Origin of the sequence: Pontibacter diazotrophicus (assembly GCF_003367245.1) — a bacterium.
Lineage (GTDB): Bacteria > Bacteroidota > Bacteroidia > Cytophagales > Hymenobacteraceae > Pontibacter > Pontibacter diazotrophicus.
In genome coordinates, this window is the sequence record NZ_QRGR01000045.1 from 1 (window position 1) to 26765 (window position 26765).

Here is a 26765-nt window from a genome sequence, read left to right on the forward strand (position 1 = left end):
CGGATGATAAATTGCTCAGCTTTCTCGAAAGCCTATAGATTATGCCGCATGCCCGCACCGGAAAAGCACTAAAACAAACACCCAGCCTATCTGGTGCGGCATAATCTTTTCTGCGGCATTATGAATGAGTTCATGGAAGAGCGTTGCGTGGTAGGCGTGGGGAGAAACAAAGCACTTCAGCTCCGGCAGCTGCACCCGGTCACTGACGGGAGCATAGTAGGCCTGCGCGCCGCCGTGCCCGATGTGGGGGCGCGGCATAGGATAATTCTCCACCACGCGCTGGCAAGTCTCTATCACCTGCAGCTCTGTGCGCTCCTCGGCTGCAGGCAGGGCAAAGTCCACGCCCGCTATCTGGTCAATGTTGAACACCGTCCAGATAAAGGGGACAAACTTTCTTCCAGACCCCTCTTTCTCCTCCTCTTCCTGCTCTGCAGTGTTATCTCCTGCTTTCTCCTCTCTAATTTTCCAGTAGATGATAGGGGTGCCTTTCTCACCTTTCTTCACGCACCCGCCCAGTTCTTTGGCCTGCCGGAAGGTAAGGAAGTAAGGCGTGGTGAAGTGCCTCTCTTCGGTGATGTAGTGGAGGTAAAAAGCATTGAAGCCTTCGTAATGTCGGCCGGACAGGTAATTCTTCGGGAGGCCGTAGGAGGTCCAAGGTTTCTGCCAGGGCACCTTGCCCTGCTCTAGCTGCGTGACTACTTCGTTTGTTACCTGCTCAGCCAATTGATTGAATTTTTCGAATGCGTTCATAGGAATGGAATTTGGTGGATGTATGAAATAAGTACTATTCTGTATGATGGTAATAAAAGCTTCGCTGCTTGCTTAGCCATTGGCGGCCTGCTCTCCTGTGGGCTCTTTCCGGATGTTTAACCGGCCGCTTCCCTGCAGCAGGGCGTCACGCATCCGTCGCAAATCGGAGAGCAGGCTGGCGTAGTGCTCCCCGTAGGTGCCGGCATCGCGGACCAGGTACTCTGCCAGCAGCGTGTACACCTCGTCCAGGGAGCGGGCCATCTCCAGCGGGTTGTCCTCTCGAGTGAGCACCTGGAGCAGGGGGGAGATGTCAAACGTGCTTTCTGCGGCACGACTATTCGTTGCAAGCCTGTAAAAGGGCTTCTTTATTTCCGGGGATGGTGTGGATTGTTCCATGCTCTCTATTTCCTGTTGAGGTATCTTTCTTTTAGTTCTGCTAGCCTGGCTATGGCCTGCTCTAGAGTCCAGGTGAAGCGCACCAAGCAGATGTCAGCGGCCTCTCTGTTGGTCATCAGACCCGCCTCCCGCAGCTTCAGGATGTTGCTCCAAACCTGCTGCTGTACTGCCTGCAGCGGCAGGTCTTCAGATGCTATCTCTTGCGCTGGCTTCTCTTGGTACTGCCGGGTATCGTTGAGTTTCATTGCCTCCAGGAACTCACTGGCCCAGGCCTCGTGTGTCTCCCGCTCTGCTTCCGTAAAAGCATCGCAGTAAATCCAGGCCCCGTTGCGATAGATTTTCACCTCCCGCATCTTCACGCGCTCCGCAGTCTTGTAGGTCTTGAAGCCAACAGTGTACTTTGCTCCCTGTTGACTGTTTTCGTGCTGTGTTGAGGTAGTTCCCATAGAAATTGCTTAGAGGCTGTGACGGATAAATAAAACTCTGCTCTGAAGGATATGCGTCAGGTCCTGCACACGCCCGCGCTCGTCCGTAGACTGCAGTGTCTGGGCTCCTTTGCTAATGGCTACCTTCACCGCGCGCTGCCTGGTGGTGTAGTCGAGGGTATGGGCCTTGCAGATTAGCTGCCCTTCTTTGGTTTGGAAGGTTGCTTTCATGATCAAATGTCTTATATATACCCAAGAGTTTGGGGAAATAAAAAAGGCTTTTCCTTTCCTTCTATATAATATAATACGCAAAAGACTAGAATTATATTTGGTATACCCAAGAGATTTATTAAAAAAATATCTACTCTTTTTTCTTCTTCTTGCCCTTGTATTGGATAGGGTAGTCAATCAGCTTCTCCGGCGGAAACTTCTCTGTGTCAACATATCGCTTTTCTTTACCGTCCAGGGACTGCTCAACATGCACCTCTAACTGGCCCCGCTCTATGCGTTGATATATAGCAGAATCCGACACACCGCAGAGTTGCGCGTATTTGTACGGTGTTACGAATCGAGGATGTGCTTTGTCTGCCATTTGATGCGGTTTACGCAAAGCTATATAATATGTTAGGTGTACACAAGATATGTTTCAGCAATTGCTATATTTGACTTATCGCTTTCTTTCCTCTTTTTTAAATTTAAATTATAATTCTCAGGCATGATTAAAGTCAAACACCCGGAGGCGCACTGCAACCGAACACAGGAGGCAACAATTACGCAGCTACCTGAGAACCAGCAGCGCTTTCAGGAGCTTTTCTTCAGCTATGGCAACGCTGTCTACCGCTATCACCAGGAGGCGGCAGCGCACGAGCCTACGCACCAGGATTACGAGGAGTGGCTGGAAGGCCTGCCGGAGAACGTCTCCAGGGGTATGGCCGCTAAAGGATTTGAATGGTGCCGCACCGTGCTCAGCTTCACCAGGTACGTTCAGGAAAAGAACGATGTGGGGCAGGAGGAGTACGTGCGCGGTCTGATGGGAGAGGAGGAGTTTGAGGAGTACAAGGCGTTAACGGTATAGCTTGCTTCCTTTTCCCTTTTGTAGTAATAATCGTTTACCCAGTAATATGGTATTATTAGATTTACCCTGTACGTCTAGTAATACAATCTTTGTCTTTTTGTTCTTTCTTCAACTATAGTAGGGAGGCGCTTGCTTTGCGCGGGTAGGAAAATCACTGTTATGACAGCTGCAGAACGCAGCGCAGCGCAGAGAGGCAGATGGCGGAAGGGTGACCAACGACGGGAAGCTCTCTGGCAAATGAGCAGCATTTGGCCGAGTGCTGGACGTTGGAGCAAAACTTGCAGGGGAGGGGCTGCCTTTCTCGCTAGACATATGGCAGGCAGTAACGTTTTTAAAACGTTATAAGCTGTCATCCTGACAGACTGCCCTGCGCAGCCAGGGATTTGAGAAATCAATAAGTCAAAAGGAGAATAGAACCTACAGGGAATAGCCATCTGGTGTCGGCAGGGGAGGAGGTAAAAGCTGGACAGGGTAAGACTTCGAAGAAGCACATATACACTATTGCAGATTTAGCTATAGGTCATGCATAAAAATTTATGGGCTACAAAAGGTATAATCAATGACAGTTTTTTAGACAAGATGTATGCCTTATCACAGGCAGTGTTTTGCATTACCTGCTTGCGAATGCACTAAGGCGGGTAGATATGATTTCCAAAACAGTTACTACTTCCTCCGGGGCTGGCAGCGTACCATACACGAGTGAGCGGAATTCCTGCTGGTATGTAGTCTCTAAAGAGTTCCAGGTTCCTCTCACATCTGTAAACAGCAGGCAAGCATCCAGTGGCTGCATAGCCCAGTCCCCCTGAAACTCGCTATTGCGGGCATCATCAGCCTGCACGGCCCAAATCATCTCGAAGAAGTTCTCGCTGTGCAGAAAAGTGGCCACTGCAGGCGCTTTCAGCATGGCGTGCAGGTCATAGACATGGCGGATCTTACTACCCAACTCAGCTACCGGGTCATCGGCATAAGATGCCCGCACCAGGGCCAGCACCTTCTCGGTGAAGGTGCGCTCCAGGCTCACCACATTCACCTCAAAGGGAGCCAGACCGTACTGGCGGATCAGGTCCAGCAAGTTACGCTGGGCCATAAACTGGCTGATGTAGGTCTTGATTGGCATGCGCTGGTGCGGATATGGACTGGCGAAGGAGTTTATTTCCACCAGAATCTTGTCAGTTGCCTGCCCATAGTCTCCCTGCACAGTGGCTCTGTAATCATGTAGCGTTTTGCGGAAGCGGGAGCCTTTACTGGTCCGGTACGGGTCATCTACCTCGACCATGTCCTTTGTTATCTCTTTTGAGATTTTGCGGATCAGCTGCATGACCTGGTTGTTTGTCATGCCTTCGTCGGCGTTGATGGCCAGGTCGATATCCTCAGAAAAGCGCTCAATCAGGTTGTAGGCCTTAGAGAGGGAGGTGCCGCCCTTGAAGATGGCCTGCTCCACGTAGGGGGAGTGGGCCAGGCGGTAAAGCACTAGCGTCACCCAGTAGTCCTTCTCCACATACACATCCCTAATCTGCAGGGCCTCTGCCGTGGCCGTAATAGCATCCCAGAACACCTCCGGGTTTTGGTGCAGGTTCATATGATATTCCAGTCCTTTGTGTTGGATAAGATGCTCTCGCTAATGCCCAGTTTGTATTTAGTCAGCGGGTTGAGCGACTGCCTTAGCCTATCCGCCTCCTGTGCATAGCCCAGCTGCTCCAACAAGGCTCCCAGCAAGGCACGGGTGGCGGGGTTGTAGTCCAGCGCCAGCTCTATGAGCCGATCCATGTCACGTTCGGCTAATTTTCTGATATACTCAAGCAGAATGAGGATCGTCTTCTCGCTGTTGCGGTCCGGAATCTTCTTGTAACCGCGCAGAGCGTCCAGGACCTGAAGCTTGTCAATGTCAGATTCCTTGAAGCTGGTGGGGCTCTGAACATAACGAATTTTGGTTTTCCCGACGTTCGCTACCCGGCGTTGCTTGCGGGTCATCAGCGTCACCTCCTGGGGAACCTGCGTGGTTAGGCCCAGCTGGTTGTAAAGCCCCAAACCGCTCTCGTACCCTTTGACTTTGCCTTTGGAGGTGCTCAGGCTCTTGATGATCTCTTTTTCGGATGGTTTTACTTTCCCGAAAACAGTTTCCTTCGGCTTATAGTAGCGGCCTTTTGCCAGCCGGTTAATAACTCCCTGCCTGGCCAGGCGACTGAGTGCCGCTGCCAAGGCCTCCAGCTGGCTGTCATTTACATGGAAATCAGCATAGGTGAGCAGCTGCCCGGGCTGGGCCTGTTCAATTCGTTCCCGGACTTGTTGCATGATGCTCATCGTTTCCTTTATAAGTTGTGTACTAGTTTGGTCCAAGGGTTCTATAAAAGTAGTAGCTTGCCTATTGGATGTCAAGTTTTTTTGTTGTTAAACTTGACAAAATGAAAGAAACAGCTTTAAAAGAAGCTTCTTAAATCATCCAAGACGCTTTTCAGGCTAACCATCTCCGTTTGCAAAATGGTTATCTCACCATCTAATGCTTCACTTCTACTTTCATTATTCAACCTTTCAAGTCTAAAGTCCGCTATCTCCGCTTCAAAAATTTGCTTTATCTTATCTTGTAATTGCACCTTTAACTCTAGTTTCATCTCATTAATTTGCAAAATAGAACTCTGGCAAGCCTCTACTTTATCAGCAAAGGTCAATACTTTCTGACCATGTTCGACCAGAAGAAATAAGCTGCTCTTAGTAAAGACCTCCAATAGGTTAGTTTCGGAAAGCACAGAACGTAGTTCCGCCCCCTCGAAAAGTGTTCCCACAGCTGACTTGGGTATATACTTGACTTGAGCATAATGAGGCCTTATCATCTGGAAGTATTCATCTACCCCAGGCAGAATTTGATAACTTACTCCCGCTATTGCTATTTGATCCAGTGTAGGAAGTCCAGCCTGTTCCTTGTGCCAATAGCTCTTCTCCATGCTTGATCGGGAAAGTCTTGCCTGTAGCCCTTTGATAGACTCTAAAAACTCCGAGCGCAATGAGTTTACCATTTCATAATGGCCATATTCATGGTTCCCATAGAAAGGGTTTGAGGGACTTTTGCCAGCTATGAAGTCATAAGCTTTATCGGCATAAGCCGCAAGATCTGACAGAACTTGTGCCCTGTTTTCTATTCTTTCCTGTAGTCGTATTGCCTTCCTCTCTAAGCTTTCTTTCTCCTGATGGAGCTCATTGAGCTGCCGAGTCAGCTCTGATACAGTACCTTTTAACTTGGTATACTCAGCCAGCTTTATTTTCTCTTCAGCCTTTCTTTGCTCCTGTATTCTGACTTGCACGGCCCGGCGTTTTTCGGCTTCAATTTTTTGCTCCCTTTCAAGGAGCTCCCTTTTCTTTCTTTCCTTGTCGATGGCTAGTTCCACCTCTCCCTTTTGTTTTTTAGCATCGTGAAAGTATACTTTGAAGTTTGTAGCATCAAAGGTTAGATCTGATAGGGTGACATAGGTCATTTCCCAAGCATCTTTGATTTCAAGTCCCTCCTGATGGTATTTTTTATAATAACACTTTAGTACCAGATCATTTTCAAGTTCTGATCTCCAGCTGCAATCCGCATCAAACACGTAAGCATTATGGTGGTTAGTAAAGATCACATCGTTATAGGTAAGCTTTCTTACATCATCATCAAGGTTAAACTGGTGGAACACCCACAGTATGTAACAGCCCTGTTCCAGATAGAAGTGCTGCCTTCCAGTGATTACGCTTAACCAGGTGGTAGAAAGCTGCAGCTCGATAGCCATGCGCTTCCCCTTGAAAAAGGCGTTAATGTCAGGCTTCCGCCACTCCCTCTCAATGAGCCTGCTCTTAACCACTTTTTCCACTTCAATGTCTGATACCTCTTTCTTAGATAAGCTATTTATATTCAGGTAAGAGGCAATCTGTTCCTTTAAGTGGACGTGCAAGGCGCTTTCCTTCGCACCATTGTACTTGATGCGTTCCACCTCCTCTTTTGAGTAGCTGTTATTGGTTTTGATATGGCAGGCCGCACTATCATGCAGATGTGCAAAGTGAAAACTGTCTTTCTTCCTTCTGCTATCCCTAAAGTTCTCGCCTCTGATCCTAATCATCTGCTTACAATAATAGCAGACAAACAGCGGATCCCGGTAACCAGCAATTGCCCTCTGTAGCTCAGACCGGAACTCAGTAACCTCGTCCAACGGCTTTCGAAAGAAGTTATAAGCGTCTATATGCTCACCTGTTTCATAATTTAAAAATTCTTCAATGGTAAGCTTTTTTGCGCGTTCCATAGGCCTGTATAAACTATTAATATTAGAAAGATCAATCCTGTATTACAACAAGATAATATTAATATATCTATGCTTAGCATCTAAAGGCAAATCAATATTAAAGAAAAAAAATTGTATTATCTTAGCCTAGTTTGGATTTGATTCTGGTTATAAAACTTGGGAATGACAAATTTACAAAGCGTAAACATTGAAGACTTTGGCTCATGTGATAAATGCGGCTCTGGCCGTATGGTAAAGAAATTTAGCTCTAAGAATAACCAGCATTTTCTAAGCTGTAATCAGTATCCAAGGTGTAAAAACGCGAAACCATTCCGAGTAAACGCCCCGTCCACCTCTATTACCAGTACAGTTGAGGTAAAGGATGAAATCACTAATCTGTTTAAAATCAACTTATCACCCTTTCCAAGAAATCTGTACATCCTACCAGAGGCTTTAAAAGCGGAGTTTCCTGAGGCTGCTTATTATGACAGAACCAATTTAGTTACGATCAGACATGATGCCCGCCTGAGAGACTTGCCTTTTAATGCTGAGAAAGTCAAGCAGATTCTTTATCGATACATCCGGCACAAGTTCAGTCAGCACAGTGGCTTTGCCGTACTGACCAAAAAATTCTCAGAAGACAAAGTAAATGAAGTCATTCTTCCCGACACATCTCACCCTAGCTTGGGTAACAGTTACTTGGAATACCTGAAAATTTGCCAGGCCTTCCGCTTCGCCATACATTATTCTGAAGGACAGTTTTATCTGTCGGTGGAGCCGACACTCAGGGTCATGAACCAAATGTCCGCTGCAACCTTTAGTCAGCTATTTAGCATAGACACACTGAAGAAGCGTGAAGACCTTGAATGCTTCTATTTCAAAGAGACGGGCAAGGCTGGCAAGGTACGCCGGAAAAGCCTTTTAAAAGATGTGCTGGATGGATCCTTGGGAAGTAATGAGTCTTTACCAATAAAGGCAGCGGACATAATCCCAATCCTCTCCCTTAGCCAAATGCAGGGCATGGTAAGTTGGTTAGCTGAACGCGGTAAAGTGGGCTTTATAGATCTGAATGCAAAGTTGAAGGAGCTGACTCTTCTAAAGTCAAATGAACGCATAGCCACATCTCTGGCAGTAGTCAAAACCATTCAAAAAGCTCTAAATGGCAGGATAGCCAGTACTAGTGTCACGCTAGATCTGCAGCCGGCTTCTCAAAGCGATTTTCAGCAAAAAATTAACATTCAGGCAGAACCAAATCTTCGATTTGACTCTATACAAGATTCTAAGAAAAGCATTAAGGTTAAAGAGGGCTTGGCTCAGTTTGGGGCGTATGATAAACCCCATAACCCTATACGTATACTGTTCTTCCATGCCGCTTCAGCTACAGAGAGAATAAGACAATTCGCTTCTCTGCTTCAGAACGGGGAAGGAGGGTACTATGGCTTTGAAAGGCATTTCCACACTTCGCTTGAAATAAGCTACCAGGCTTTTGAGGATGTGACTTTTGGGGTCGACTTATCTAAAATAACCTTGCATAGCGCAGATGAAAATGATTTAGTTGTTTACCAGCTACCGAACAGTCAAATTTACACGAAGACGGTAGTTCAGGCCAAATTGATCAATAGCGGCATAGTGTCCCAGTGTGTACGGGAGGCTACAGTAGTGAATGTAAATCAATATACTCTATGGAACTTTGCTTTAGACTTGTTTGTGAAAGCTGGCTATACTCCGTGGACTCTCTATCCAAACGAGAGGCTCCCTAATGTAGATCTTTTTGTAGGGATGTCTTATTCTAGTAAGAATGAGGGGGGTGGAGGCTCTAAGCTGCTAAGAACACTTGCGTGCATTAATGTTTTTTCATCTGACGGGGAGTGGCACCAAACCTATTACAACAGCAGCTCATTCGAGGAAGGGGAGAAGTTTGATTTTGAACAAAGAGGCAAAAATGTAGGTCAGCTGATACAAGAAGCTGTTATAGCGGCCCAGCGGGAACAGAGCACCCTAAAGAAGATACATATTCATTACAACAAGCTTTTCAGCAAAGAGGAAATGCACAGTATATACTATGCAGTAACCGAAGTTATACCAGATGCTATACTCTATTTTGTAAGTATAGCGGGTAACCACACAGTGAGATTATTTAATCCTAATAATAAGGATGGCAGCCAGCACAGGGGCGGCGGCATTGTTGTGAATGAAAGACAGCTTTACTACTGTCCCTCAGGCTACTCCCAAATCAAAACAACAGTGCGGGGAACTCCCGTGATTCTAAGGGTAAGGGTTCAAACTATGCCTGAGCAGTATGACTTTGACATTAGGGACACGGCATACCACATGCAGGCACTTACGAAGCTGAATTACAAATCCACATTTCCGCTATCTACCCTGCCTGCCACAATTGCTTTCTCTAAGGAGCTAGCTCACACCGTCAATGAATTTCGGGCAATAAATCAGTTCACAAACATTGGGGTTCGAAACCGCCTATGGTGGATATAATGGTATCAGAGAATTCGTTTAATACTGAGCATGTCATCAGGCTGGCCAGGTTCTGCGTGAGACAGAGATTTAACCCTTACAAAGACACCGATGCTTACCTTACCGACGCCATCTATGTACATCTGCTGCAAGAGCATCAGGAGCTCCAAATTGAGGGAGCTGTCGACTTCTTCAAACGAGAGGATGCTTTCTGCGCCTCGAGAATCATTGCGCGGCAGTTTTCCCAGAGCCCTGTCCAGGAAAGAATTGCAGCATGCCTGATTGCCAGTAGCAGGCATAGGGAGATTGGAGCCGGTCTAATTGAAAATTTAAAGGATCTTCTGGAAAATGAGTTGGCGTTGCACCCACAGACAGGTTTAGTAAAAGATGTTACCCACACCATCATTTTACTTTATGCCATCGCAAGACTAGGAGTTTGGGCTGAAGATAAATTAAACACGCAGATAACGCTGATACTTGGAAAAGGAAGAGTTTACAGAGGGTTAGATATTGTTTTCCTTACTAAACTGGCATCTTTGCTTCCCCAAAATAAACAACTGGCTACACTTGTAGCTAGCCTATTTGAAATATCTCTTGCCATGAAGGACGCGGAGGAAAAACTTTTTGTGCATTATGCCCGACTGTGGCATCTCTGCGAACAAGGTGAAGGCTCAAAAAAGGAGGAGCTATTAAGTGCCATTGCATTTATAGAGGAGGTACAGTTAGAGGACTTTCAAACCGGAGCTTATTTTGATGACTACAATATCCCTAATAAATGGCGGGGTTCTATTTATCCTTGCTTCCTATTAGGCTACGCTAAAATGATTCTAAACTTATATCAAACAATTATGTCTGAGGATAAAATACAGGCTGAATTAAGGGACTATGAGCAGCTGGTAGATGATAACGGTAAGCAGGCTATGCTTCAAAGCCACGGAGACCAGTTTAAAGGAAACCCATTTAAGGTTCTAAAGCATAAAGATAAATTTCGTATTCCCTATGCTATTAGTATACAGAACAATGATACTCTCTGGTATGAGGACCAGCCATTTAGAATTACTGATATTAAGAATTATCAGATCAATGGAGTTGTGGTAGCAAGAGAGGTGTCATGTGAGGCTGTAACACATGCATCTCCAGCGCCTCAAACAAACCAGCTCTTCAATTATGGGGGAACATTCCAAAATGCTCAAATTCAGCTTGGAGGCAGCGGCAACAGTCAACAGCAGCATATAACAGAGGCGGCCAACACGGACATTATCATAAAGCTGATAGATCTTCTACAGGAGCTTCCAAGACAGGAGTTGCCTGTGGAGGTGATTAAGAACTTAGACGCTGCAAAAACAGAAGCTGCGAAATCTTCTCCTATTTGGAGTAAAGTACAAAGTGGCGTGAAGGGGGCCTTAGCGTGGGCATTCAATAATCCAGATAAAGCAGGCACTTTGTTAGAAAAGATAAACTATTTCATAAGTCAGCATGGCCATCAAATAGGCAGTATTATACCATTGAGCTAGCTCCTGTTTAACATAAGGTTAATTATAAGACTTGCAATATACGATGTAAAACATCTATTTTAAGTGTCACATATAATATACTTTATGTTAAATAATAGCTTAATCCTGCGATTATATAGTATCTAATTTTGCCTTCCACAAAGCATGTGCTTCAATGAAATGTGGTTTATTGTCAGACATGTTTGAGGAGTTTTATAAATGAAGGCAGAATTGAAATATTTTTCATATTTTGCAACCATATTTTAGTTGCAAGTGTAATTGATATAGCTTTTAATGTCAAAGAAAGACAAACTGATAGAAAGATTCTGCAGCTGTCCCACAGATTTTACCTGGTCAGAGCTAGTGAGTATGTTAAATGGACTAGGGTATCAGGAGCATACGGGAGGCAAGACAGGGGGAAGCCGAAGGGCGTTTGTGCACGTAACTACAAAACATGTGATCAATCTGCATAAGCCTCACCCGGGGAATATTCTAAAGCGTTACCAGCTGAAGATCGTGATGGATTCGTTGGGGATTTGCTGAGAAGTTGAATAGAATAAACAGAAAGAAAATTTTAAGATCGTAGAAATGAGCAGCACTATCAAGTACAAGGACTATATCGGCAGTGTCGAGTATAGTGCCGAGGACAAAGTGTTTTTCGGTAAGATTGAGTTCATCAATGATGTAGTTACTTTTGAGGGAACAACAGTAGAGGAGTTGGAGCAGGCGTTTCAAGATTCAGTGGATGATTATCTGGAGATGTGCCGAGAGATAGGGAAGGAACCGGAAAAAGCCTTTAAAGGAACTTTTAACATCCGTATGCAGCCTGAGCTGCACAAGGAGGCGGCTCGCTTGTCTATTGTACAAGGCAAGAATTTAAACCAGCTGGTCGTGGAGGCAGTTAGTCAATATATCCATCATGCCCACCAACACAAGCAGCATGCTTAGAAGGATTGCTTTAAACGAAAAAGCCCCTTATAGGGGCCTTTTTTATAGCTTTTAGAAGGGCTTTGTATTGTAGGGAAGCATATAGCTGTGTTTATTCTATCCAACTACCTGATAAGTTATAGATGAACATTATAGTAAGCTTAAAACTATAGTAAAGACACAATGACACAGACGGATTTTATTGAATCCCACCCAGCAGCGTCTGATTTTTTTTCTGAGTGGCTCACACATGAGGATCTTCCAGCCACTTCAACAATAAGACATAGGATGTTAAATAGCGCAACTGTCGCAAGCAGCAACTTAACAACAGATACATGCTTGTGCAACCACTAAAACACAAATAGTGCAAAGTAGTGCAAGTCTCAGTATTCTCTCGCCTCTTTTCAGTATAAATACCAACGGTAATGATGGACCTACGATTTATCGCCTGAGGAAAGGTGCTTCCTGTGGATGGTGTCGTCAGAGTAGACACCCTTTTTCCAGTAACAGACTGAGTAGTTGCCTTGACCCTTCTATCCCCCTACTCCTTTGGGATTTTAATGTAGAAAGTCGTTCCCACTTTTTCCTCACTCTCGAACAAGACGCTTCCACTGTGCCACTCTAAGATGGTCTTGATGATACTCATGCCCAAACCCGTGGAAGGTGGAATTGCAATGTTATACTGGAGACACTTTTTCAGGCAGCCACAGTCTGGTTGGCAAGAGCAAGGGTAAATACAGCCCCTCCGGCCAGCCTTTCTTTTGCCTGCGCTAGCGGTACTCCTCTCGCCTGTTCCCCTTTGTTTTGGAATGGTGAAAAACCCCGGACCGGAAAAAACGAAGACAAAACCTACAACCCTTATTGTGCTCGCCTACCCGTCAGCAGCCGCGCGACCAGCCCCTTGCTTACGTAGTATGTTTGAGCTATAAAAACAAAGAAGCCCGACCTTGAGGGACGGGCTTTAAACTTTATGCTCTAGCACTATCAGTCTTTGCGCAACTGCTGCCTCAACAGTTCATTCTTCTCTCGCTCGCTTTCCAGCAGACGCTCATACAGTTTCTTGTTCTCCTCCAAGGCTTCCATCAGCTTATCAAGGGGATTAAAGTTGCAGTTATTGGCGTTGAAGGCACCGTTGCTATTATTGAAGCTATTGTCATTGAAAGTGTTAAAGTAATTGAACACAGCCTCATCGCTGAAGTTCTTTATAGCTTCTGTTGTTACGCCTAACATACTAGCGACTTTAGCCAGTATATCCTCTTCTACATTCTCACTCTGTTCCATTCTGGAGACAGTTTGCTGGCTCACGCCCAGCTCCTGGGCAAGTGTTTCCTGCTTTATGCCGCGTAACTCTCTGATACGGCTGATCTTCCTGCCGATGTGCGCAGGTTTCATAGAGGTTTCCATAGTACCAAATATAGTGTTTTTAGATGAGTAAGAAAAACGTGCGGGTGAGTAAAGTACACGGGAGGTGGGTTCGGTACGCATGAACAAAGTACTAATTTAGAGAATTACCAGATTACATACCTATAGAAAGCGTGAAAACCAACTCGGGAAACGGGATAAACCACCTCTCGGCAGAAGAGCAAAAAGAGCCGGTAACGGTAATGGGGAGCTGTTTGGCTGGCTCATTGCACTATCTGCGGCTCTACCTACGGCGTTACCTGAGGCGGCCACAAGCGAAGTAGGCTGACATCAGATGCGGCAGCCGCTGGACGCAGTGGTTTTGCAAAGGCGGTTGGAGAAGCTGATTGGGAAACAACAGACTAAGCACTGCGCAACAGGCAATGCATGATGAACAAGAAATAAAATTTTATTGAGACCGATACAAGCATTATGGAAAACACTAAAATCAATCTAAAGAAACTCTTGTTCCACCGCTACATAAACAACGCTGAGATAGCCGCAGATTTGTTCCCTAACCAGAAGTACCCTAGACAAACCCTGAACAACAAGCTCAACGAGGAAATCGCCGGAACCGGCAAGCAGCGGATAACCCAAAAGGACGAAGATGGGCTGAATACGCTGTTTGGGAGCTTTCTGGAAGAGGTACAGTATAGAGGCTGCTCACACCCGGAGGGGGCGGCTGCACCCGTGAGACGACAGGGAGAGTACCTGGGAGAAAGCATCATCAGAAACGAGCAATTTGTCAGGCGCGGCGAGAAGCTATACCCTGTCCACCTGGATAACGAGGAGCTTTTCTCCATCATTGACCAGGTGCTGGAGAAACTCTTTCTCTACGGGCGCAGCACCGTGCGGGCCTTCGTCAGAAAAGACCGGGGCGCCAAGGGGGTGGACTTCCGGGTACGCGTCACCAGGCTCTGGGAGGGGGAGCCACAACCGGTGCGACAGTACGCCTTCGGCATCAACTCCAATTGGGAGGTGGAGGGTTTTTTCGAGCATTGGACCGATGTGAACGGCACGCCCGCGGCCGAGGAGATTGCCGGCCGGAAGATGCCCCTTCTCGAGCGGATCCTGCGCGAGAGGGCCTCAAAGAACCGGCGCCCGGTGCGCAACAGACTCTTCGACGGCGACGGCTGGACGTGCGTCTACGAGCACAGCAACAATATCCCAGGCTAAGCTAAGGCTGCCTCCATAGGTATCGGTGCCGGCTTAGCCCGATTAGGCAACTGGAGAACCAGACGGCCCAGCAACTATAAGAAAAGACTAAGCTACAACAGCTATAGCGAGTTGATTACTTCCGGTACATTATTCATAGGGGAGTTCACAAGAGACGAGACGGCGTAGGCTTTCATCTCGCTTGCCTGGAACGGCTTGAGGAGCGACAGCAAATCCTCCTGCGGCTGACCTTCATCCAGCCACAGCTCTTCGGCTTCCGGAGACAGTATCACCGGCATCCGGTCATGAATCGGTTTCACCAGGTTATTGGCCTCTGTCGTGATGATGGCGTAAGTGTGCAGCACCTCACCGGTGCCTTTGTCTAGCCACTCATCCCACAGCCCGGCAAAGGAGAACATCTCCTCGCTCCGGAGCTGGATGCGGTGGGGCACCTTCCCCTGCGGCGTGACCTGCCACTCGAAGAACCCGTCTGCCGGTACCAGGCACCGTTTGGACTTCAGCAGGTTGCGGAAGGATGGCTTCTCTGCCAGCGTCTCTGCCCGGGCGTTGATGGAGCGCTTCACAGACTTCACATCCTTTGCCCAGAAGGGCTGCAGGCCCCAGGAAAAGAACTGGAGCTCGTCTGGAAGTTTGTTCGTGACGACAGGCAAAGCCTGTGAAGGGGCCGCGTTGTAGTGCCCCTCTTTCAGCTTTTTCTCAATTAGCTTTGCCACGCGGGAACGGCCTTTTGCCTTGGGTACAACGGTGTATCTGCCGCACATAGAATTTTGAATTAGATTGGTAAGCCTTTTACGGCAGTAATGGCGTGTGAGTAGTCCTTACCGTGTCGGCCCCGTGTCCACCTGCCTCTCCAGCGCCTGCTGCACCTGTGCCGGCAAGGCAGAAAGCAGGTCATAGCCTGTGGCCTGCTCGATGGCATCCACTGATGTGCGGTAGCTTCCCCAGTCCGGGCGGACGGTGTTGCTGTTGGGTGTGTCCACGGCTATCACGCGCGTGCTCGTGTTTATCCCCTGCTGGTCCCCCTCCCCTTCTTCCAGCACCACCAGCATTTTCCATATCCGGCCAGGCACCGTCACCCTTCCGTTGTCAATGGTCTGGGCGCTGCCGTTGGTGCCGGTTCCGCCCACTCCGTAGCTGCCCATGACCACATACACCTCCTTTCCGTCCCCCACCAGGTCCCGTGTGTAATCCTCCAGGTTCGCCCACGTCTCCTGGTTGTTCTGCGGCGCCTGCGAGATGATGTTTGTCATCAGGTTGGTTTTCCGACTCCGCCTTTCTGGTTTGCGATTACAATTTTCATAAGCAGTAGGGATTATGGTGTTATAAAATAGATTCAGTTTACCGTTTCGGCCCTCTCCTCCATTTCCTCTCGCGCTCCCGCTCTCCCTGTGAGCCTTGCTTAATAAGGTCAAGCAGCGTAGCGGCCATTTCTGAGACACCGCCGCCGCTGTAGTCCAGCTGCGCTCCCTGCTCCCGGCTGTGTTCCCGGTTAAGGTTCAGCACTTCTACCCAGCTGTAATCGAGCTTTAGGGAGGTAAGCGAGGAAACAGCCTGGATTGTCTTTTCCTTTTTGTCTATCAGGTATATCTCCCCGCCCTTTTCGGCTAATATCCACTTATTCTCCTCCACAATGTCTTTGAGCTGCCACCCGTTTGCCGTCATGCTGCTTAGGATATCACCGGCCTCCCGCCGCTGTTTCTCCCGGCTCTGTGTGGTGAGGTAGTGCGATTCAACCAGCGGCTTAACGTCCCAGCCATTGCGGTGCGTTTCCACAGTCTTTGTCCCTACTACATTACCCTTCTCGTCAAAGTCCTTCACCACGGCGCTAACGGCCTGCTGGCCCAGGTTCTCAATGCCGATGCGCTGGCCTATCTCCGCGCCGCCAGCCTCCAGCGCCCTTTTCAAATCCACGCCCCATAATTCCTTCTCCCCCTGAGCTGTTTTTATCCTGATGTAATAACTCATATTGTTATTATCGTCATGGTTGTAGGGAGCGGCACCGTGAGCAAGCAGCTCACCGGAGGTAACGCCTGCACGTAGGCGGTCTACCACCTCCCCCTTACCGGCCTGTGTCCTGATGGCCCCCGGCTTCTCATGGCTCATAGCCAGCAACCGTTCCGCGTCCTGCTTTTTGAGGTAGAAAACAGACGCTATCACCGCCGCCTCCTTCTCACCGCTCAGGGTGAAGCTCCTGGCCTCTGCCAGCCTGCTATTGTAAAGCAACGCCTTTACCTTATCATTGCCGATGCTGAAAAGCACCTCCTCCTCTCCCTGTAATGAGATATGGCCCTTCTTGCCAAGTTCGTAACCCAGCTTTTGCAGGTCCCGCTTCACATCAAAGAAGGAAAGCGAATCGTCTTTGGCAACACGCCCCACAATCTCCCGCGCCGCGCTAAGCCTTTCCTCCTGGGACGGCAGCGAAAGGAACACACCTATTTCCATCAGCTGTGAGCCTTTGAAAACCTGCTTCTGCGCATGGTCCACCACAGTGAAGCCGTAAGGCTTGTATTTTCCCTCTGCCTGGTGCATGACCATCTCCAGCCCGAACTTCTCCCGCGCAAACTCCGCAAACGCCTCATTGGAAAGCCCAGGCTTGTATTTGTTGATAATGGCCCTGAGTTGCTTGACTCTTTCCTTTGGCTCGGCGTACTCCTTTATCTTGTCGTCCACCTCTGCCTTGCCGGTTGAGTACTGCACCTGGCCGTACTTTATAAACTGGTACTCTCCATCCTTTTCATTCAGCTTCACACCCTGGCTTTCCAGCAGCATCTTGAACTGCACCGGTGTGGAGAAATTATATCCCATCGCCTTGTTCACATGTGCCTCTATTTCCTCCCCAACGTCCTGCATCAGAATCTCCTTCATGGCTTTCTGGCTCCGGATCCGCTCGTAAGCATCATCAATCTTTTCCCCCTTCCCATCTACACGGGAGGTAACGATATGCACATGGTTGTTGTCAGTGTCACCGTGAAAGTAGATAAGGTAAGGGTTTTTCCCATAGCCCATTTTATCCAGGTACTGCTGCGCCATTTCTGTAAGCTCCTCCTTGCTATGCTCCTTTCCCTTAGCGGAAAGCACCGCGTGGAACTGCGGTTTTTTAACCAGCCTGTTTGCCTGTGAATGTTTCGCCAGCAACCGCGCATAATCCCCCGCAGACCATCTTATTCCCCAGCCCCCCGAAAGCACAAAGTTCTCTGCCTTCATCAGCTCAGCCGTTCCCTTTATAATCTTATTGTCGCTGTAGCCCACCCCCGCAAAACCCGCCGCCGCTTTCAGTATTTTAACAACCATTGCCCTAAAACCTTTACAAACCAATTTACAAGCAATAAACAACTTATATCATCTTATCGCCTTTCCTGAAAAAGCCCTTTATCACCTTGCCTACTTTCAGCTGTGTTTTGGTAAGCTCTGCCAGCTGCTCGGTGTATTTCTCCATCAGCTCAGGCTCAGGCTCAGGCTTAATCTTGCCCTGCGCCTTTAGGATCTTTAAATCCCTGTTTATCTGGTCTATTTTTTCATCGATGACTTTCACTTCCCTGTCTAATTCATTAAGCGCGTCCAGTGATTCCCGAGGGTTGTAAACCAGCTGCCCCTTACGCGCAATCAGCTTCAGGCGCAGGTATAATGCCGCTTGCTCAAACCCCGCGTCTTTCATTTCGGCTTTCAGCGCCTCATATTCAGCATCAGTGAAACGAAGCATAACGTTGTTATTCCGCTTCTCCTTTTCCCCCAGTTCGGGCCTGCCCCCTCTTGGATTTTTTGGCTTCTCCTCCTCCATAGTAATGAATAAAAAATAACGAGTTGCGAATTATTTGCTTCCGACCTCAAAGCTGGGCTTTGGGGGTGGCAAGAGGTTTCGAGTAACTTGAAACACATCTTGCATAAATATATTCCGGAAAGTAAATATATGTGGAAAACTCCAATTTTGCACGAAAGGGAAAAAATTATTTGAGAGCTGCATTGCCTCGTGGTGGCCTGAGTTAGAGGCTGTGGGGCGGGGTGGCCGGGGAAAGAAGCCGGAAGAAAAAGAAGCATGTTTACTGTAAAACTCCAGCAGGAAGAGGGGCGACTTTTCCGGCACTAGATTAAGAACAGAAAACCGGAATTTAAAAGTTGTCTTTACAGAAATTGTAAAGTTGTTTTTACAGATGTTGTTTATTGTTTTCTGCTTATTAATTCTTGTTTGTTGCTTATTGCTTTCTGTTTATTGATTATTGTTTGTTGCTTTCTGCTTATTGATAATTAATTATTGTTTTCTGTTTATTGATTATTGCTTTTTGTCTGATACCAAGCGCTTCAAAGTCACCGGAAAAGTCGGTGCTCTTTCTGCCAAAACTTTACTGCTCTGGTTCATCCTTATTTTACTTTCAATCCTCCAGAAGCCATCAGCCATCATCCTCTATAAATTATATTTTCAGGCTATCATACCAGCTACAAATCAGGCACAGGCCATTCCTCAATTTAAAGTTTACCAGCTGGACCAGGTGAAGTACTGAGTATAGGGTATGATGTGAAATCTGTAGAGTGCACTTGATTCCTGACTTTGAGAATATCCTCCAGCCCGGTAGTATAGCAAGGGGATACGTTTTTGCTTCAGTGCTCACTCCTCCTTAAGGCCCTGCACGCCATAGCGCACGCTCTTATGCCCGAACCTGTCCCTAAGCTTATCGAGTCTTCGCATCAGCTTCAGGTCTCGGTTAATGTGAGGACTGCTAAGCAGATTCAGCTGCACCTGGTTGTCCGGGACGATGTTCTGTAAGATGATGCCGGTCATCTTGTAGCGGTAGCCTTCCCGGTAGATGCTCGTCAGCGCGCTTGTGGCATAACGCAGCAGCTCCGGTTCACTGGCGGTCGGGCAATCAAGTTTAACGGTGCTGCTGTTGAAGTAGGTTTGATTCAGGTCGTTGAACCGGCTCGTCTGCAGGAAAACCGTGAGCACGCCGGCACAGCTGCTCTGGGCGCGGATCTTGATGGTGCAGCGCACGGTATGGGTGGCCATCGCCCCCTTTTATCTCGTCTAGCTCCGTGAACGTGGATCCAAAACTAAGGGAGGTACAGATGTTCTGCCTGGCGGGCGGTATCATCTCCAAATAAATGCATGGCATACTGTGCAGCGCCCGGACGGTACGCAGGCCTGCTACCGTCAAATGCTTTTTGGCAAAGGCGTCCGTTGCATTGTGAAGCTGCCAGACTGTGGTGATATCGAAGGTGGCCAGCTTGCGCGCATACCTCGGGCCGATGCCCCACACATCCCCGACCTCCGTGCGCTTCAGCGCCTCTTCGATATGCCTTTCGTCCGTGAGCACCAGCACGCCGCTGGCCTTGGCTGACTTCTTGGATATCTGGTTGGCTACTTTGGCCAGTGTCTTGGTGGGAGCCACGCCAACGGCCACGGGAATGCCTGTCCACAGCCTGACCGTGTCCTTCATGGTGCGGGCATAGTCCTGGAGGTTTACGTTGTAGAAGTTGCCCAGGTCCAGGAACGATTTGTCGATGGAGTACACCTCCACCTCACTCCTTCTGTACTGCCGGAATTCGTGTAAAGGAACCATCTGCTTCTTCACGTATGCTTCTTCTCTGAAGAAATCCCTCAGTGGTTGTTCAACAAACATGAGACTATGTAAGATATTGTTTTACCAACTCAAACTGCCTTTATCTTTACGCAACGCAAGTCTTGCTAATGTGTAACACGCATAAATCATTGTTTCCTTCAAAAGACGTTTAGGGAATCAGTTGAATCAGGCTACACATATCCGGGTAAAAGTTTTCACCTTAAGCAGCAACGCTTACTAGATAGTGTACATTTTAAAATGTGCATTTCTTATGAAAAGTGGTTTTTAAGTACGGATGTTCACTGGGCAGATACTGCGGTGATCTGCTCCTGTTCTATTTTGCTGTATAATGGAAAAACGATTTTCAGCCCCTCTGAGCGCGCCAACCTTCCGACAATGCTATCCCCCCATTATGTTCCTGAGCGTTCAATAGCGTTAAACTGTGGCTGTCTTATGGCCAAAATCCGCTAAAGGTTCAGGTGCTGCCCTGCGGCTTCTAAACTTTGACATCTCTAATCAGCTAAATGTTTAGGTGCAGTGCCACGATACACTTTTTTCCCTTTTGTTGTTTTTGCTCTTTTAATGTCCGGGATTTTGTTCGATCTACCGTCTTATTGAGATACCTAAACACCTTTAAGCGCTTGCTAGAAACACAATTTTGTGTATTTGTAACTATTTGTTCTATTCTTGTTCCTGGAGAAACAAGAAAGTAGCGGAAAGAGCTTCTAGACGGTTCGTGCTGCAAGGGCTCAGGGGAACAGGATGAGCTGCGCAGGCGGGGCCTGTGGGGAGCGGGCTGTGTGGCAGGAACGGACGGTGAGCACGAGCTTGACCACCACACGCTTGTGCCGGTACTCCCGGTAGCGGATGTCCAGCAGCCCCCTGTCGCGGATGGCCTTTATGGCCTGGTCCACTACCCTTGTTTTAAAGTCATAGTAGCGCTCATACTCGGCGTCCCGCTGCCGGTACTTGCGCACGCCGAGTACTACCTCCTTGAGCTCCTCCACTGACAGCTCCAGTTTGCGCGCGTCCACATAGGCGCGCAGGTACCAGAACAGGCGCTGCGAGTGGCTGTGGCGGAGCGTCACCAGGCTTGCAATCTCCTCCAGGGAGAACGTGCTGGTGAGCTCCTGCAGCTCCTGGCGGGCGTGCCGGGAGAAAAGCGCCTCCAGGTAACCTCCCTGCTCATGGTGGAAGGTCAGATACTCAAAGAGCGGGTAAAATCCCATGCTGGTGCGGCCAGGCCCCGGTTTTGTCAGACGCTTTCCGGCCAGATCCTGGAGTGCCTCCTCGAGCAGCGTGTAGTGCTGGGGGTTGGGGTTTGTCCCCAGGATTTCGTCCAGGCCGGCACGGATGGGCAGCAGTTCGTCATAGGAGGAAATCTGGTCCAGCAGGTGCGTGAAGACCCTGGTCTGGAGCGTGTCCAGGCCGAAGTCTGAGTGGGCAAACACATGATACGGAGGAGATTGTCTGGCGGGGCTGGCTTTCATCACAGGGCAGGGGTTAGCTGGCCCTAATATAGTTAAAACCGCTGTAAAACCCTTAAAAGTGAGAAAAAATGAGTGAAACGCGCCGGTAAGAAGCCGGGATTCCTCAAAGCGCAATTTACTTTAAGCGCGTTCGGTTAAATTTGCGTTTTGAAATTCCAACTCCCCTATTGCTGATATATATGTGAGCGGTAGAAATTTTAAGTTAAGCGAAAGTCGGAAAGCCAAGAGCGAAAAGTTAGTTTTACTTTTAAGTTACCTGCAGAAGAACGTGTTTTATAGAAAAGCCCCTTGCCATTCTTGATTTTCTTCCCCCTCTCCTCCCCTGCCTCCCGCCAACTGTTTGCTTTTTGATAAAGCGACTTCTTCCCACTCGCTTTTAGGAGTGCTTCTCCCCCAGAAACCATAGTCCAGCTGTTGAACATTCAGATGGTTGCACCCTAATCTGTTTTTTAGCTGCTGCACGAGTTTCAATGGCCCTTATATGTACTGCTTTTCAAGAGGGAATAAGCGAATAGATTAAGCTTCACCCTATATTTGTAACTACCTTATAATAAGTGATTTATAAGCATGCTAAAATGTGCTTCTTGAACGTGTATGAAGAGATATATGTACTAAATCCCACTTACCAAGACCTGGAGCACCATTCGCGGGCAATAGATAGATGTACACCATTTCTAAAATGCATAATTTGCTCTAAAGGAGCTTTTAGCAAGAACATAATCTATTGATTCACAGACATTTAAGGCTCATTGTTTAACCTAAACCTGTGCTGTACCGACACTATTTATGTACAAAATCCCACTGCGGAATAGCAATTTATTTTCTTAAAAAGGGCTACAACTGCGCGTTATATATGTACAAAATCCCACTTCTTAGCGTGTTTTTACCTTGCTTTTGCTTCATTTAATACTAATAAGACCATAAAAGAATAAACTTTCCCTTTCTTTATTCTTTTATTTAATACTATTATTCCTTATTAGAAGCGGATTAACTACTTGACAATCATACCTATACTACTGGATATATGTACATATTCCCACCCTCTCCTGTACAAAATCCCACCTTATATGTACAGAATCCCATGAAAGGATGTACAGCATCCCAAGGATACATGGCGGGAATCCCATGTATGTACAGAATCCCACTTCAGATAGCCTGAGGAAAGATTTCGATAGATTTAAGAAGCTGTTTTAAAACTTATTGAGGAACCATTTTAGGAACAGAGATTATAGACCTAAAGCCCATTTCCATAGCATTGATTAGGTTTAAGAAATTTGTTTTTACCACTTGAATAGGTTTTAAAACAGTTTCTAAGCAATTATATGTACTAGATACAAAATAAATACATATATTTAAACTGTTAAACTTTTGCCCATGAGTGACCTTTTAAATATTCCTGTCAGGCAGCCTAATAAGCTTGTTACCCAACATAACAACCTGATCAACAGCTATTTTGATATTCCAACGGTGCAATTGCGGGCGTTCATCTATGCTTTGGGGCATATCCATAAAGACGATAAGGAACTTACCCATGTAAAGATTCCCATAGATGCCCTTTATGCATCCAAAGGGGGCAAGAATTTTAAGCAGGTAGCAAAGCTGGCGACAGAATTGCAGGAAATCAAATTTAAGGTAGAAAGTCAATCGCCTGATAAGACGGGTAAGATGAAGAGGACCTATCTGAGTATGGTAATCTTTCCCACCGTAAGTTATACGCAGGATAGCAGGTTTATCATCACCAAAATCAACAATGACCTTGCCCCCTATTTACTGGATCTGAAGGGCAATTATACTCAGGCCGAGTTAGAGCAGTTGTTAAGCCTTAAAACCATACAGGCTTACAGGATTTACATGTTCATTAAGCAAGGGCTGTTTAAGGATAAGCCTACCACGATCAAGTACAAACAATTAAGGTTGATGCTGGGGCTGGATTTGGAACTCAACGATGATGAAGCCAAAAGAGCAGGCTTACCCGAAGGGGAAAGAATCAAAGTCATCAAGTATCCATTATTTGCGGAGTTCAAAAGGCGCATTTTAGATACAGCGAAGGAAGAACTGCTGGATACTGATATGGCCTTCGATTATAAGATTAATAAAAAAGGCCGCAATGCGGACTCCATCACGTTTTATTTGGTCAAGACGATCAATGTGCTGCCTTCCGCTGCTCCTGAAAAGTTGCAAGCGAATCCTAAGACCCTTCAACATAATCTGTTCTCCTCCCCTACCCCAGTCATAGGAACGGATAAAGTTACAGCGAATGCTGTACGGATCATGAGAGATAAATATGCGTTTTCAGAAGTACAGATCCAGAAATACATCCAGCAACTTCCTCCCCTGGTGATAACGAAAGCCAATAATTGGTTCTCTACAAATAAGACAACCTTAACTTTTACGTCGGAAGCGGAATGGTTCGCGAAACATCTGGACAATAAGATTGAGAAAAATAAAAGGTAATATGCCTCTGCATGGTAAAGGCCATACCATTTTTAAAACTAAGTTTTATTATCTCTTAATAAGGTCAATATAGTTAATAAGATTAATATAGTTATCAACGTTAATATAGTTAATAATGTTAATACTGTTTTAGTGGAGTTTTTATGAAGACTTTAGTGGCTGTTTAAATGTAGTAATTGCCAGCCTGGGGAAACAATAGATATGAAGTTGCCACGTCGCCGCCACACGCAACCTTCGGCACTTTTTATATAATTTCAGGAGCTTTGATAAGACTTTCAAAGGATCGGCAATTATTGAAAGCGCATTGATTATCCAAATGTTATTAAACCGGCACATAGCCTGCTAAGTCCGGAGACCTGGAGCTTACCGCTGTTGCTCCGCATCATTTTCTCCTAGGCTGCTTCCTTGATCATTGGATCTCACCCTCCTTTTCAGGTTATTTCTGTGCGGTACTACCACCTGCTACTTTATTTTCTTGTCAGTCCCTCTTAGCCCTTAAGAAGATATATCCCATTTCTCAACACGCTAGTTACTACTTTCTTCGTTGCGGCAACAGTTTCTAGATTACATCACATGACAGGTCTTGGGTCTCCTGATATGAAATGACATGGATTTGTAGGTTTCGAACTTCTGCTATTGTGCTTTTGAACCTGCCTTGTTCTTTAGCATGAGCTCGTCAACGTCTGTTAGCGTGGCAGTAGGCGTTTAGGTTCTTTTTTGTAATGAATAAAGCTTTATTTAAAAGCATCTTCTTTACAAACAATGAATATGCTTAAGATATTATGTACAATGCATAAGTTATTCACTGTGCATACAATACATAAATTATGAATATTACTTATATTATTAACTTTATTTAAAATTAATAATATATAAATAGTCTTTACTTTATTTAATGTGCATACAGTTCATATAATATGAATAATATTTACATTATTCATTGTTCATACAAATCATAAATTAATCATTGTTCATACTGTTATTAAAATATGCATAGTGAATACATTATTAACTATGCATAAAATATGTGTAGTGTGTATATTATTAACTGTACATACTGTGCATAAAATATGAATAGTATGTATGTTATTTATTGTGCATACAGTTCATAAATTATGAATAATGAAAACATTATTCACTGTGCATACAACGTATGAAGCAAGACTATGCATAATGCATATTAAAAGAGATCCTGCAGCGATCTTATCAGTAGCTGTGTCCTGTCATTTAGTATTAACTTTATTTATCTTATAAATATTTAATAAAGTTATAATGATTAATAAAGATAATAATAGGAGTAAAGTTTGTAAAGTATTAACTGTTCATACATGATGCTGTATTAAGAGCAATGTTCAGTAAATTATGAATTGTTTATTAATTTTATTAACTATTCATAAAATATGTAGGTTTAATAATTTGTGCATGTTAATTAATCTTAATATACTTACAAATTGTTTAAGTTTAAAACAATTAATAAATTAATAACAGTTAATAAATTAATAAGCATATGACGAAAGTCTTATCCATAGTAAACGCAAAGGGAGGAGTCGCAAAAACGACCAGCACGCTGGGAATCGGTTACGCCTTGAAGGAAAGGGGCATGAAGGTGCTGTTGGTTGATTTGGATGCCCAGGCAAACTTAACTACCTCCATTGGTATAGATCCCCGAGAAGAACTGAATATATCAGATGCGCTTTTAGATAACTGTAAAATCACTGCGGTCATTCGCGAGGCAAACGGTCTGGACATTGCCTATTCCGGTCACTCCCTAATATCAAGAGAGAATGCAGTAGCTCATTCTGTCGCTGGAGCAGCTAAGCTACGCTCTATCCTGAAGAAGGTGAAGGATAAGTATGACTACGTGATCATCGACTGTCCTCCCTCGTTGGGCATCTATACCGTAAATGCTTTGATCGCTTCAGATAAAGTATACATACCGATGGCCGCTGAGCCTTTTGCCTGGAAAGGACTAGATAAAATGCTGGAGACCATTAATATTATTGTAGAAGAGGAGCTTAATCCAAAACTGAAACTGGGGGGGTTGTTTTTTACCAATCACTCTAAAAACGCGCAGACGATACTGGGGAAAACCATTGTGAAGGAAGCACAGGATCAGCTAGGGGATAAGGTCATGAAAACAGCGATACGTACGAACGTAGCCTTGAACGAATGCCTGGTGATGAACCAGGATGTGTTTTCCTATGCGCCTGATTCCAATGGGGCAAAGGATTACAGAGAACTAACGCAGGAGATTGTTAATAATTAATACTTTATTAATTTTAAACAAAGTATTAAATTTGTAAAAACATTCAACAGGAGACTTCTTCTTATGGCAAACAAAGAAACAAAGCGATTTGATAATGTATTGGGAAAGTTGCATGGTGCCAGGCCTGCGGATTCAACTGCTAGTCCGGTGAAAGATGAAGTACCCGTACCTGTGCCTCCTAAGAGGAAAAAAGCATCTAACAGAAAACGCATTACCTTCTTTGTGGATGAAGTGCTGGAAGAGTACATTGATAAAGGTACCCTGCATGAGATGTACAGAAGTAAGTCGGATTTTGTGGAGTATATATTAAAGGAATACTTTAAAGGGAAACCGTACCTTCAAAATAAATGACATTGCCTGATTCCAAAACATGAAGTAGGAGGGAGGTGGAGTTGCTACATTTGACTGGAGGCTTTTGATAGGCAGATTTATTAAATTTGACTGTTATGGATAGACATGTATTTGACGCCTCCTTTAAGCGAATGGCCATTAATCTCTCCTATGCAAGGAGATCAGTAAAAGTGGAGCTGCTACATTTGAGTGGACATATAGTTAAGCGAAAAACCTATAACTTAACACTATGTCACAAGAGAGAAGAAAGTTCGACAAAGAATTCAAGGTGATGGCTGTAGAGCTCAGCAAGACCA

Annotated in this window: 27 protein-coding genes; 10 read left to right on the forward strand and 17 right to left on the reverse strand. The window is 46.0% G+C overall.

Translation table 11 applies throughout. The features are described 5' to 3' along the window. Positions 1-39: 39 nt before the first annotated feature. The 5 genes from DXT99_RS25125 to DXT99_RS25145 form a co-directional block, all read right to left on the reverse strand. Positions 40-750 (reverse strand): ArdC-like ssDNA-binding domain-containing protein, encoded by a 711-nt coding sequence (locus tag DXT99_RS25125; RefSeq protein WP_115568356.1) that lies wholly within the window; start codon positions 748-750, stop codon positions 40-42. A gap of 72 nt (positions 751-822) precedes the next feature. Further along, on the reverse strand, positions 823-1146 hold the full coding sequence (locus DXT99_RS25130; RefSeq protein WP_115568357.1) for a hypothetical protein: 324 nt from the start codon (positions 1144-1146) through the stop codon (positions 823-825). Positions 1147-1151: 5 nt separating this feature from the next. Then, positions 1152-1592: a hypothetical protein gene (locus tag DXT99_RS25135; RefSeq protein ID WP_115568358.1), complete on the reverse strand. Its 441-nt coding sequence runs from the start codon at positions 1590-1592 to the stop codon at positions 1152-1154. 9 nt (positions 1593-1601) lie between these two features. Beyond that, positions 1602-1802, reverse strand: a complete 201-nt coding sequence (locus tag DXT99_RS25140; RefSeq protein WP_115568359.1) for a hypothetical protein — start codon at positions 1800-1802, stop codon at positions 1602-1604. Positions 1803-1932: 130 nt separating this feature from the next. Next, positions 1933-2163, reverse strand: coding sequence for a hypothetical protein (locus tag DXT99_RS25145; protein WP_115568360.1), 231 nt, complete (start codon positions 2161-2163; stop codon positions 1933-1935). Positions 2164-2286: 123 nt separating this feature from the next. On the opposite strand from DXT99_RS25145, the gene DXT99_RS25150 reads away from it, so the two are divergent. Beyond that, positions 2287-2646: a hypothetical protein gene (locus DXT99_RS25150; RefSeq protein WP_115568361.1), complete on the forward strand. Its 360-nt coding sequence runs from the start codon at positions 2287-2289 to the stop codon at positions 2644-2646. 610 nt (positions 2647-3256) lie between these two features. Here the strand turns inward: DXT99_RS25150 and DXT99_RS25155 are convergent. The 3 genes from DXT99_RS25155 to DXT99_RS25165 all read right to left on the reverse strand — a co-directional run bounded on the left by DXT99_RS25155 (position 3257) and on the right by DXT99_RS25165 (position 6908). Further along, on the reverse strand, positions 3257-4225 hold the full coding sequence (locus DXT99_RS25155) for a nucleotidyl transferase AbiEii/AbiGii toxin family protein (protein ID WP_115568362.1): 969 nt from the start codon (positions 4223-4225) through the stop codon (positions 3257-3259). Beyond that, positions 4222-4983 (reverse strand): DUF6088 family protein, encoded by a 762-nt coding sequence (locus tag DXT99_RS25160; RefSeq protein WP_147294308.1) that lies wholly within the window; start codon positions 4981-4983, stop codon positions 4222-4224. The genes DXT99_RS25155 and DXT99_RS25160 overlap by 4 nt, the downstream gene beginning before the upstream one ends. A gap of 80 nt (positions 4984-5063) precedes the next feature. Next, complete coding sequence (locus DXT99_RS25165) at positions 5064-6908, reverse strand: DUF6035 family protein (RefSeq protein ID WP_115568364.1); 1845 nt, start codon at positions 6906-6908, stop codon at positions 5064-5066. A 162-nt stretch (positions 6909-7070) separates the two neighbouring features. On the opposite strand from DXT99_RS25165, the gene DXT99_RS25170 reads away from it, so the two are divergent. From DXT99_RS25170 to DXT99_RS25185, 4 genes are all read left to right on the forward strand, one after another. Then, positions 7071-9380, forward strand: coding sequence for a Piwi domain-containing protein (locus DXT99_RS25170; RefSeq protein WP_115568365.1), 2310 nt, complete (start codon positions 7071-7073; stop codon positions 9378-9380). A 56-nt stretch (positions 9381-9436) separates the two neighbouring features. After that, a complete protein-coding gene (locus DXT99_RS25175; RefSeq protein WP_181885260.1) occupies positions 9437-10873 on the forward strand; it encodes a hypothetical protein in 1437 nt (478 codons plus the stop codon). Between the two features lie 273 nt (positions 10874-11146). Next, on the forward strand, positions 11147-11395 hold the full coding sequence (locus DXT99_RS25180) for a type II toxin-antitoxin system HicA family toxin (protein ID WP_115568367.1): 249 nt from the start codon (positions 11147-11149) through the stop codon (positions 11393-11395). 45 nt (positions 11396-11440) lie between these two features. After that, the gene (locus DXT99_RS25185) at positions 11441-11800 is read left to right on the forward strand and encodes a type II toxin-antitoxin system HicB family antitoxin (RefSeq protein ID WP_115568368.1); all 360 of its coding nucleotides are present in this window, start codon (positions 11441-11443) and stop codon (positions 11798-11800) included. Between the two features lie 520 nt (positions 11801-12320). On the opposite strand, the gene DXT99_RS28060 is transcribed toward DXT99_RS25185, so the two are convergent. Both DXT99_RS28060 and DXT99_RS25195 read right to left on the reverse strand, forming a co-directional pair. Next, positions 12321-12431 (reverse strand): hypothetical protein, encoded by a 111-nt coding sequence (locus DXT99_RS28060; RefSeq protein WP_394851349.1) that lies wholly within the window; start codon positions 12429-12431, stop codon positions 12321-12323. Positions 12432-12763: 332 nt separating this feature from the next. Next, the gene (locus DXT99_RS25195) at positions 12764-13183 is read right to left on the reverse strand and encodes a helix-turn-helix domain-containing protein (RefSeq protein WP_115568370.1); all 420 of its coding nucleotides are present in this window, start codon (positions 13181-13183) and stop codon (positions 12764-12766) included. A 429-nt stretch (positions 13184-13612) separates the two neighbouring features. Here DXT99_RS25195 and DXT99_RS25200 point away from each other — a divergent pair, with 429 nt between their 5' ends. After that, positions 13613-14356, forward strand: a complete 744-nt coding sequence (locus DXT99_RS25200; RefSeq protein WP_115568371.1) for a hypothetical protein — start codon at positions 13613-13615, stop codon at positions 14354-14356. 101 nt (positions 14357-14457) lie between these two features. On the opposite strand, the gene DXT99_RS25205 is transcribed toward DXT99_RS25200, so the two are convergent. The 4 genes from DXT99_RS25205 to DXT99_RS25220 are packed head-to-tail and all read right to left on the reverse strand — an operon-like array spanning position 14458 to position 18134. After that, positions 14458-15117 (reverse strand): SOS response-associated peptidase, encoded by a 660-nt coding sequence (locus DXT99_RS25205; RefSeq protein WP_115568372.1) that lies wholly within the window; start codon positions 15115-15117, stop codon positions 14458-14460. Between the two features lie 57 nt (positions 15118-15174). Next, positions 15175-15795, reverse strand: coding sequence for a DNA/RNA non-specific endonuclease (locus tag DXT99_RS25210; protein WP_262511386.1), 621 nt, complete (start codon positions 15793-15795; stop codon positions 15175-15177). Further along, positions 15695-17647: a relaxase/mobilization nuclease domain-containing protein gene (locus DXT99_RS25215; RefSeq protein WP_115568374.1), complete on the reverse strand. Its 1953-nt coding sequence runs from the start codon at positions 17645-17647 to the stop codon at positions 15695-15697. Before DXT99_RS25215 ends, DXT99_RS25210 begins: the two co-directional genes overlap by 101 nt. Positions 17648-17690: 43 nt before the next feature. After that, positions 17691-18134, reverse strand: coding sequence for a hypothetical protein (locus tag DXT99_RS25220; RefSeq protein WP_115568375.1), 444 nt, complete (start codon positions 18132-18134; stop codon positions 17691-17693). 499 nt (positions 18135-18633) lie between these two features. Between DXT99_RS25220 and DXT99_RS25225 the strand changes: the two genes are divergently transcribed. After that, complete coding sequence (locus tag DXT99_RS25225) at positions 18634-18852, forward strand: hypothetical protein (protein ID WP_115568376.1); 219 nt, start codon at positions 18634-18636, stop codon at positions 18850-18852. 104 nt (positions 18853-18956) lie between these two features. Here DXT99_RS25225 and DXT99_RS25230 read toward each other — a convergent pair whose 3' ends face one another. The 3 genes from DXT99_RS25230 to DXT99_RS25240 all read right to left on the reverse strand — a co-directional run bounded on the left by DXT99_RS25230 (position 18957) and on the right by DXT99_RS25240 (position 21398). After that, a complete protein-coding gene (locus DXT99_RS25230; RefSeq protein WP_394851350.1) occupies positions 18957-19340 on the reverse strand; it encodes a DinB/UmuC family translesion DNA polymerase in 384 nt (127 codons plus the stop codon). Further along, positions 19222-19908 carry a Y-family DNA polymerase gene (locus tag DXT99_RS25235; protein WP_246001039.1) on the reverse strand — a complete coding sequence of 229 codons (687 nt, stop codon included), beginning with the start codon at positions 19906-19908 and terminating at the stop codon, positions 19222-19224. Before DXT99_RS25235 ends, DXT99_RS25230 begins: the two co-directional genes overlap by 119 nt. Before the next feature lie 749 nt (positions 19909-20657). Further along, positions 20658-21398, reverse strand: a complete 741-nt coding sequence (locus tag DXT99_RS25240; RefSeq protein ID WP_115568379.1) for a replication initiation protein — start codon at positions 21396-21398, stop codon at positions 20658-20660. Between the two features lie 1374 nt (positions 21399-22772). On the opposite strand from DXT99_RS25240, the gene DXT99_RS25250 reads away from it, so the two are divergent. The 3 genes from DXT99_RS25250 (at position 22773) to DXT99_RS25260 (ending at position 26469) form a co-directional block, all read left to right on the forward strand. Continuing rightward, complete coding sequence (locus DXT99_RS25250; protein WP_115568381.1) at positions 22773-23852, forward strand: replication initiation protein; 1080 nt, start codon at positions 22773-22775, stop codon at positions 23850-23852. A gap of 1507 nt (positions 23853-25359) precedes the next feature. Continuing rightward, complete coding sequence (locus DXT99_RS25255) at positions 25360-26118, forward strand: ParA family protein (protein ID WP_115568382.1); 759 nt, start codon at positions 25360-25362, stop codon at positions 26116-26118. Between the two features lie 63 nt (positions 26119-26181). Further along, entirely contained in the window at positions 26182-26469 is a 288-nt protein-coding gene (locus DXT99_RS25260) for a hypothetical protein (RefSeq protein ID WP_115568383.1), read from the forward strand. Positions 26470-26765: the final 296 nt, after the last annotated feature.

Excerpts from the sequence above, each read along its gene's own strand:
- DXT99_RS25125 (WP_115568356.1), bottom strand. The coding sequence starts at position 750 with ATGAACGCATTCGAAAAATTCAATCAATTGGCTGAGCAGGTAACAAAC.
- DXT99_RS25130 (WP_115568357.1), bottom strand. The coding sequence starts at position 1,146 with ATGGAACAATCCACACCATCCCCGGAAATAAAGAAGCCCTTTTACAGG.
- DXT99_RS25135 (WP_115568358.1), bottom strand. The coding sequence starts at position 1,592 with ATGGGAACTACCTCAACACAGCACGAAAACAGTCAACAGGGAGCAAAG.
- DXT99_RS25140 (WP_115568359.1), bottom strand. The coding sequence starts at position 1,802 with ATGAAAGCAACCTTCCAAACCAAAGAAGGGCAGCTAATCTGCAAGGCC.
- DXT99_RS25145 (WP_115568360.1), bottom strand. The coding sequence starts at position 2,163 with ATGGCAGACAAAGCACATCCTCGATTCGTAACACCGTACAAATACGCG.
- DXT99_RS25150 (WP_115568361.1), top strand. The coding sequence starts at position 2,287 with ATGATTAAAGTCAAACACCCGGAGGCGCACTGCAACCGAACACAGGAG.
- DXT99_RS25155 (WP_115568362.1), bottom strand. The coding sequence starts at position 4,225 with ATGAACCTGCACCAAAACCCGGAGGTGTTCTGGGATGCTATTACGGCC.
- DXT99_RS25165 (WP_115568364.1), bottom strand. The coding sequence starts at position 6,908 with ATGGAACGCGCAAAAAAGCTTACCATTGAAGAATTTTTAAATTATGAA.
- DXT99_RS25170 (WP_115568365.1), top strand. The coding sequence starts at position 7,071 with ATGACAAATTTACAAAGCGTAAACATTGAAGACTTTGGCTCATGTGAT.
- DXT99_RS25180 (WP_115568367.1), top strand. The coding sequence starts at position 11,147 with ATGTCAAAGAAAGACAAACTGATAGAAAGATTCTGCAGCTGTCCCACA.
- DXT99_RS25185 (WP_115568368.1), top strand. The coding sequence starts at position 11,441 with ATGAGCAGCACTATCAAGTACAAGGACTATATCGGCAGTGTCGAGTAT.
- DXT99_RS25195 (WP_115568370.1), bottom strand. The coding sequence starts at position 13,183 with ATGGAAACCTCTATGAAACCTGCGCACATCGGCAGGAAGATCAGCCGT.
- DXT99_RS25200 (WP_115568371.1), top strand. The coding sequence starts at position 13,613 with ATGGAAAACACTAAAATCAATCTAAAGAAACTCTTGTTCCACCGCTAC.
- DXT99_RS25205 (WP_115568372.1), bottom strand. The coding sequence starts at position 15,117 with ATGTGCGGCAGATACACCGTTGTACCCAAGGCAAAAGGCCGTTCCCGC.
- DXT99_RS25215 (WP_115568374.1), bottom strand. The coding sequence starts at position 17,647 with ATGGTTGTTAAAATACTGAAAGCGGCGGCGGGTTTTGCGGGGGTGGGC.
- DXT99_RS25220 (WP_115568375.1), bottom strand. The coding sequence starts at position 18,134 with ATGGAGGAGGAGAAGCCAAAAAATCCAAGAGGGGGCAGGCCCGAACTG.
- DXT99_RS25235 (WP_246001039.1), bottom strand. The coding sequence starts at position 19,908 with ATGGTTCCTTTACACGAATTCCGGCAGTACAGAAGGAGTGAGGTGGAG.
- DXT99_RS25240 (WP_115568379.1), bottom strand. The coding sequence starts at position 21,398 with ATGAAAGCCAGCCCCGCCAGACAATCTCCTCCGTATCATGTGTTTGCC.
- DXT99_RS25250 (WP_115568381.1), top strand. The coding sequence starts at position 22,773 with ATGAGTGACCTTTTAAATATTCCTGTCAGGCAGCCTAATAAGCTTGTT.
- DXT99_RS25255 (WP_115568382.1), top strand. The coding sequence starts at position 25,360 with ATGACGAAAGTCTTATCCATAGTAAACGCAAAGGGAGGAGTCGCAAAA.
- DXT99_RS25260 (WP_115568383.1), top strand. The coding sequence starts at position 26,182 with ATGGCAAACAAAGAAACAAAGCGATTTGATAATGTATTGGGAAAGTTG.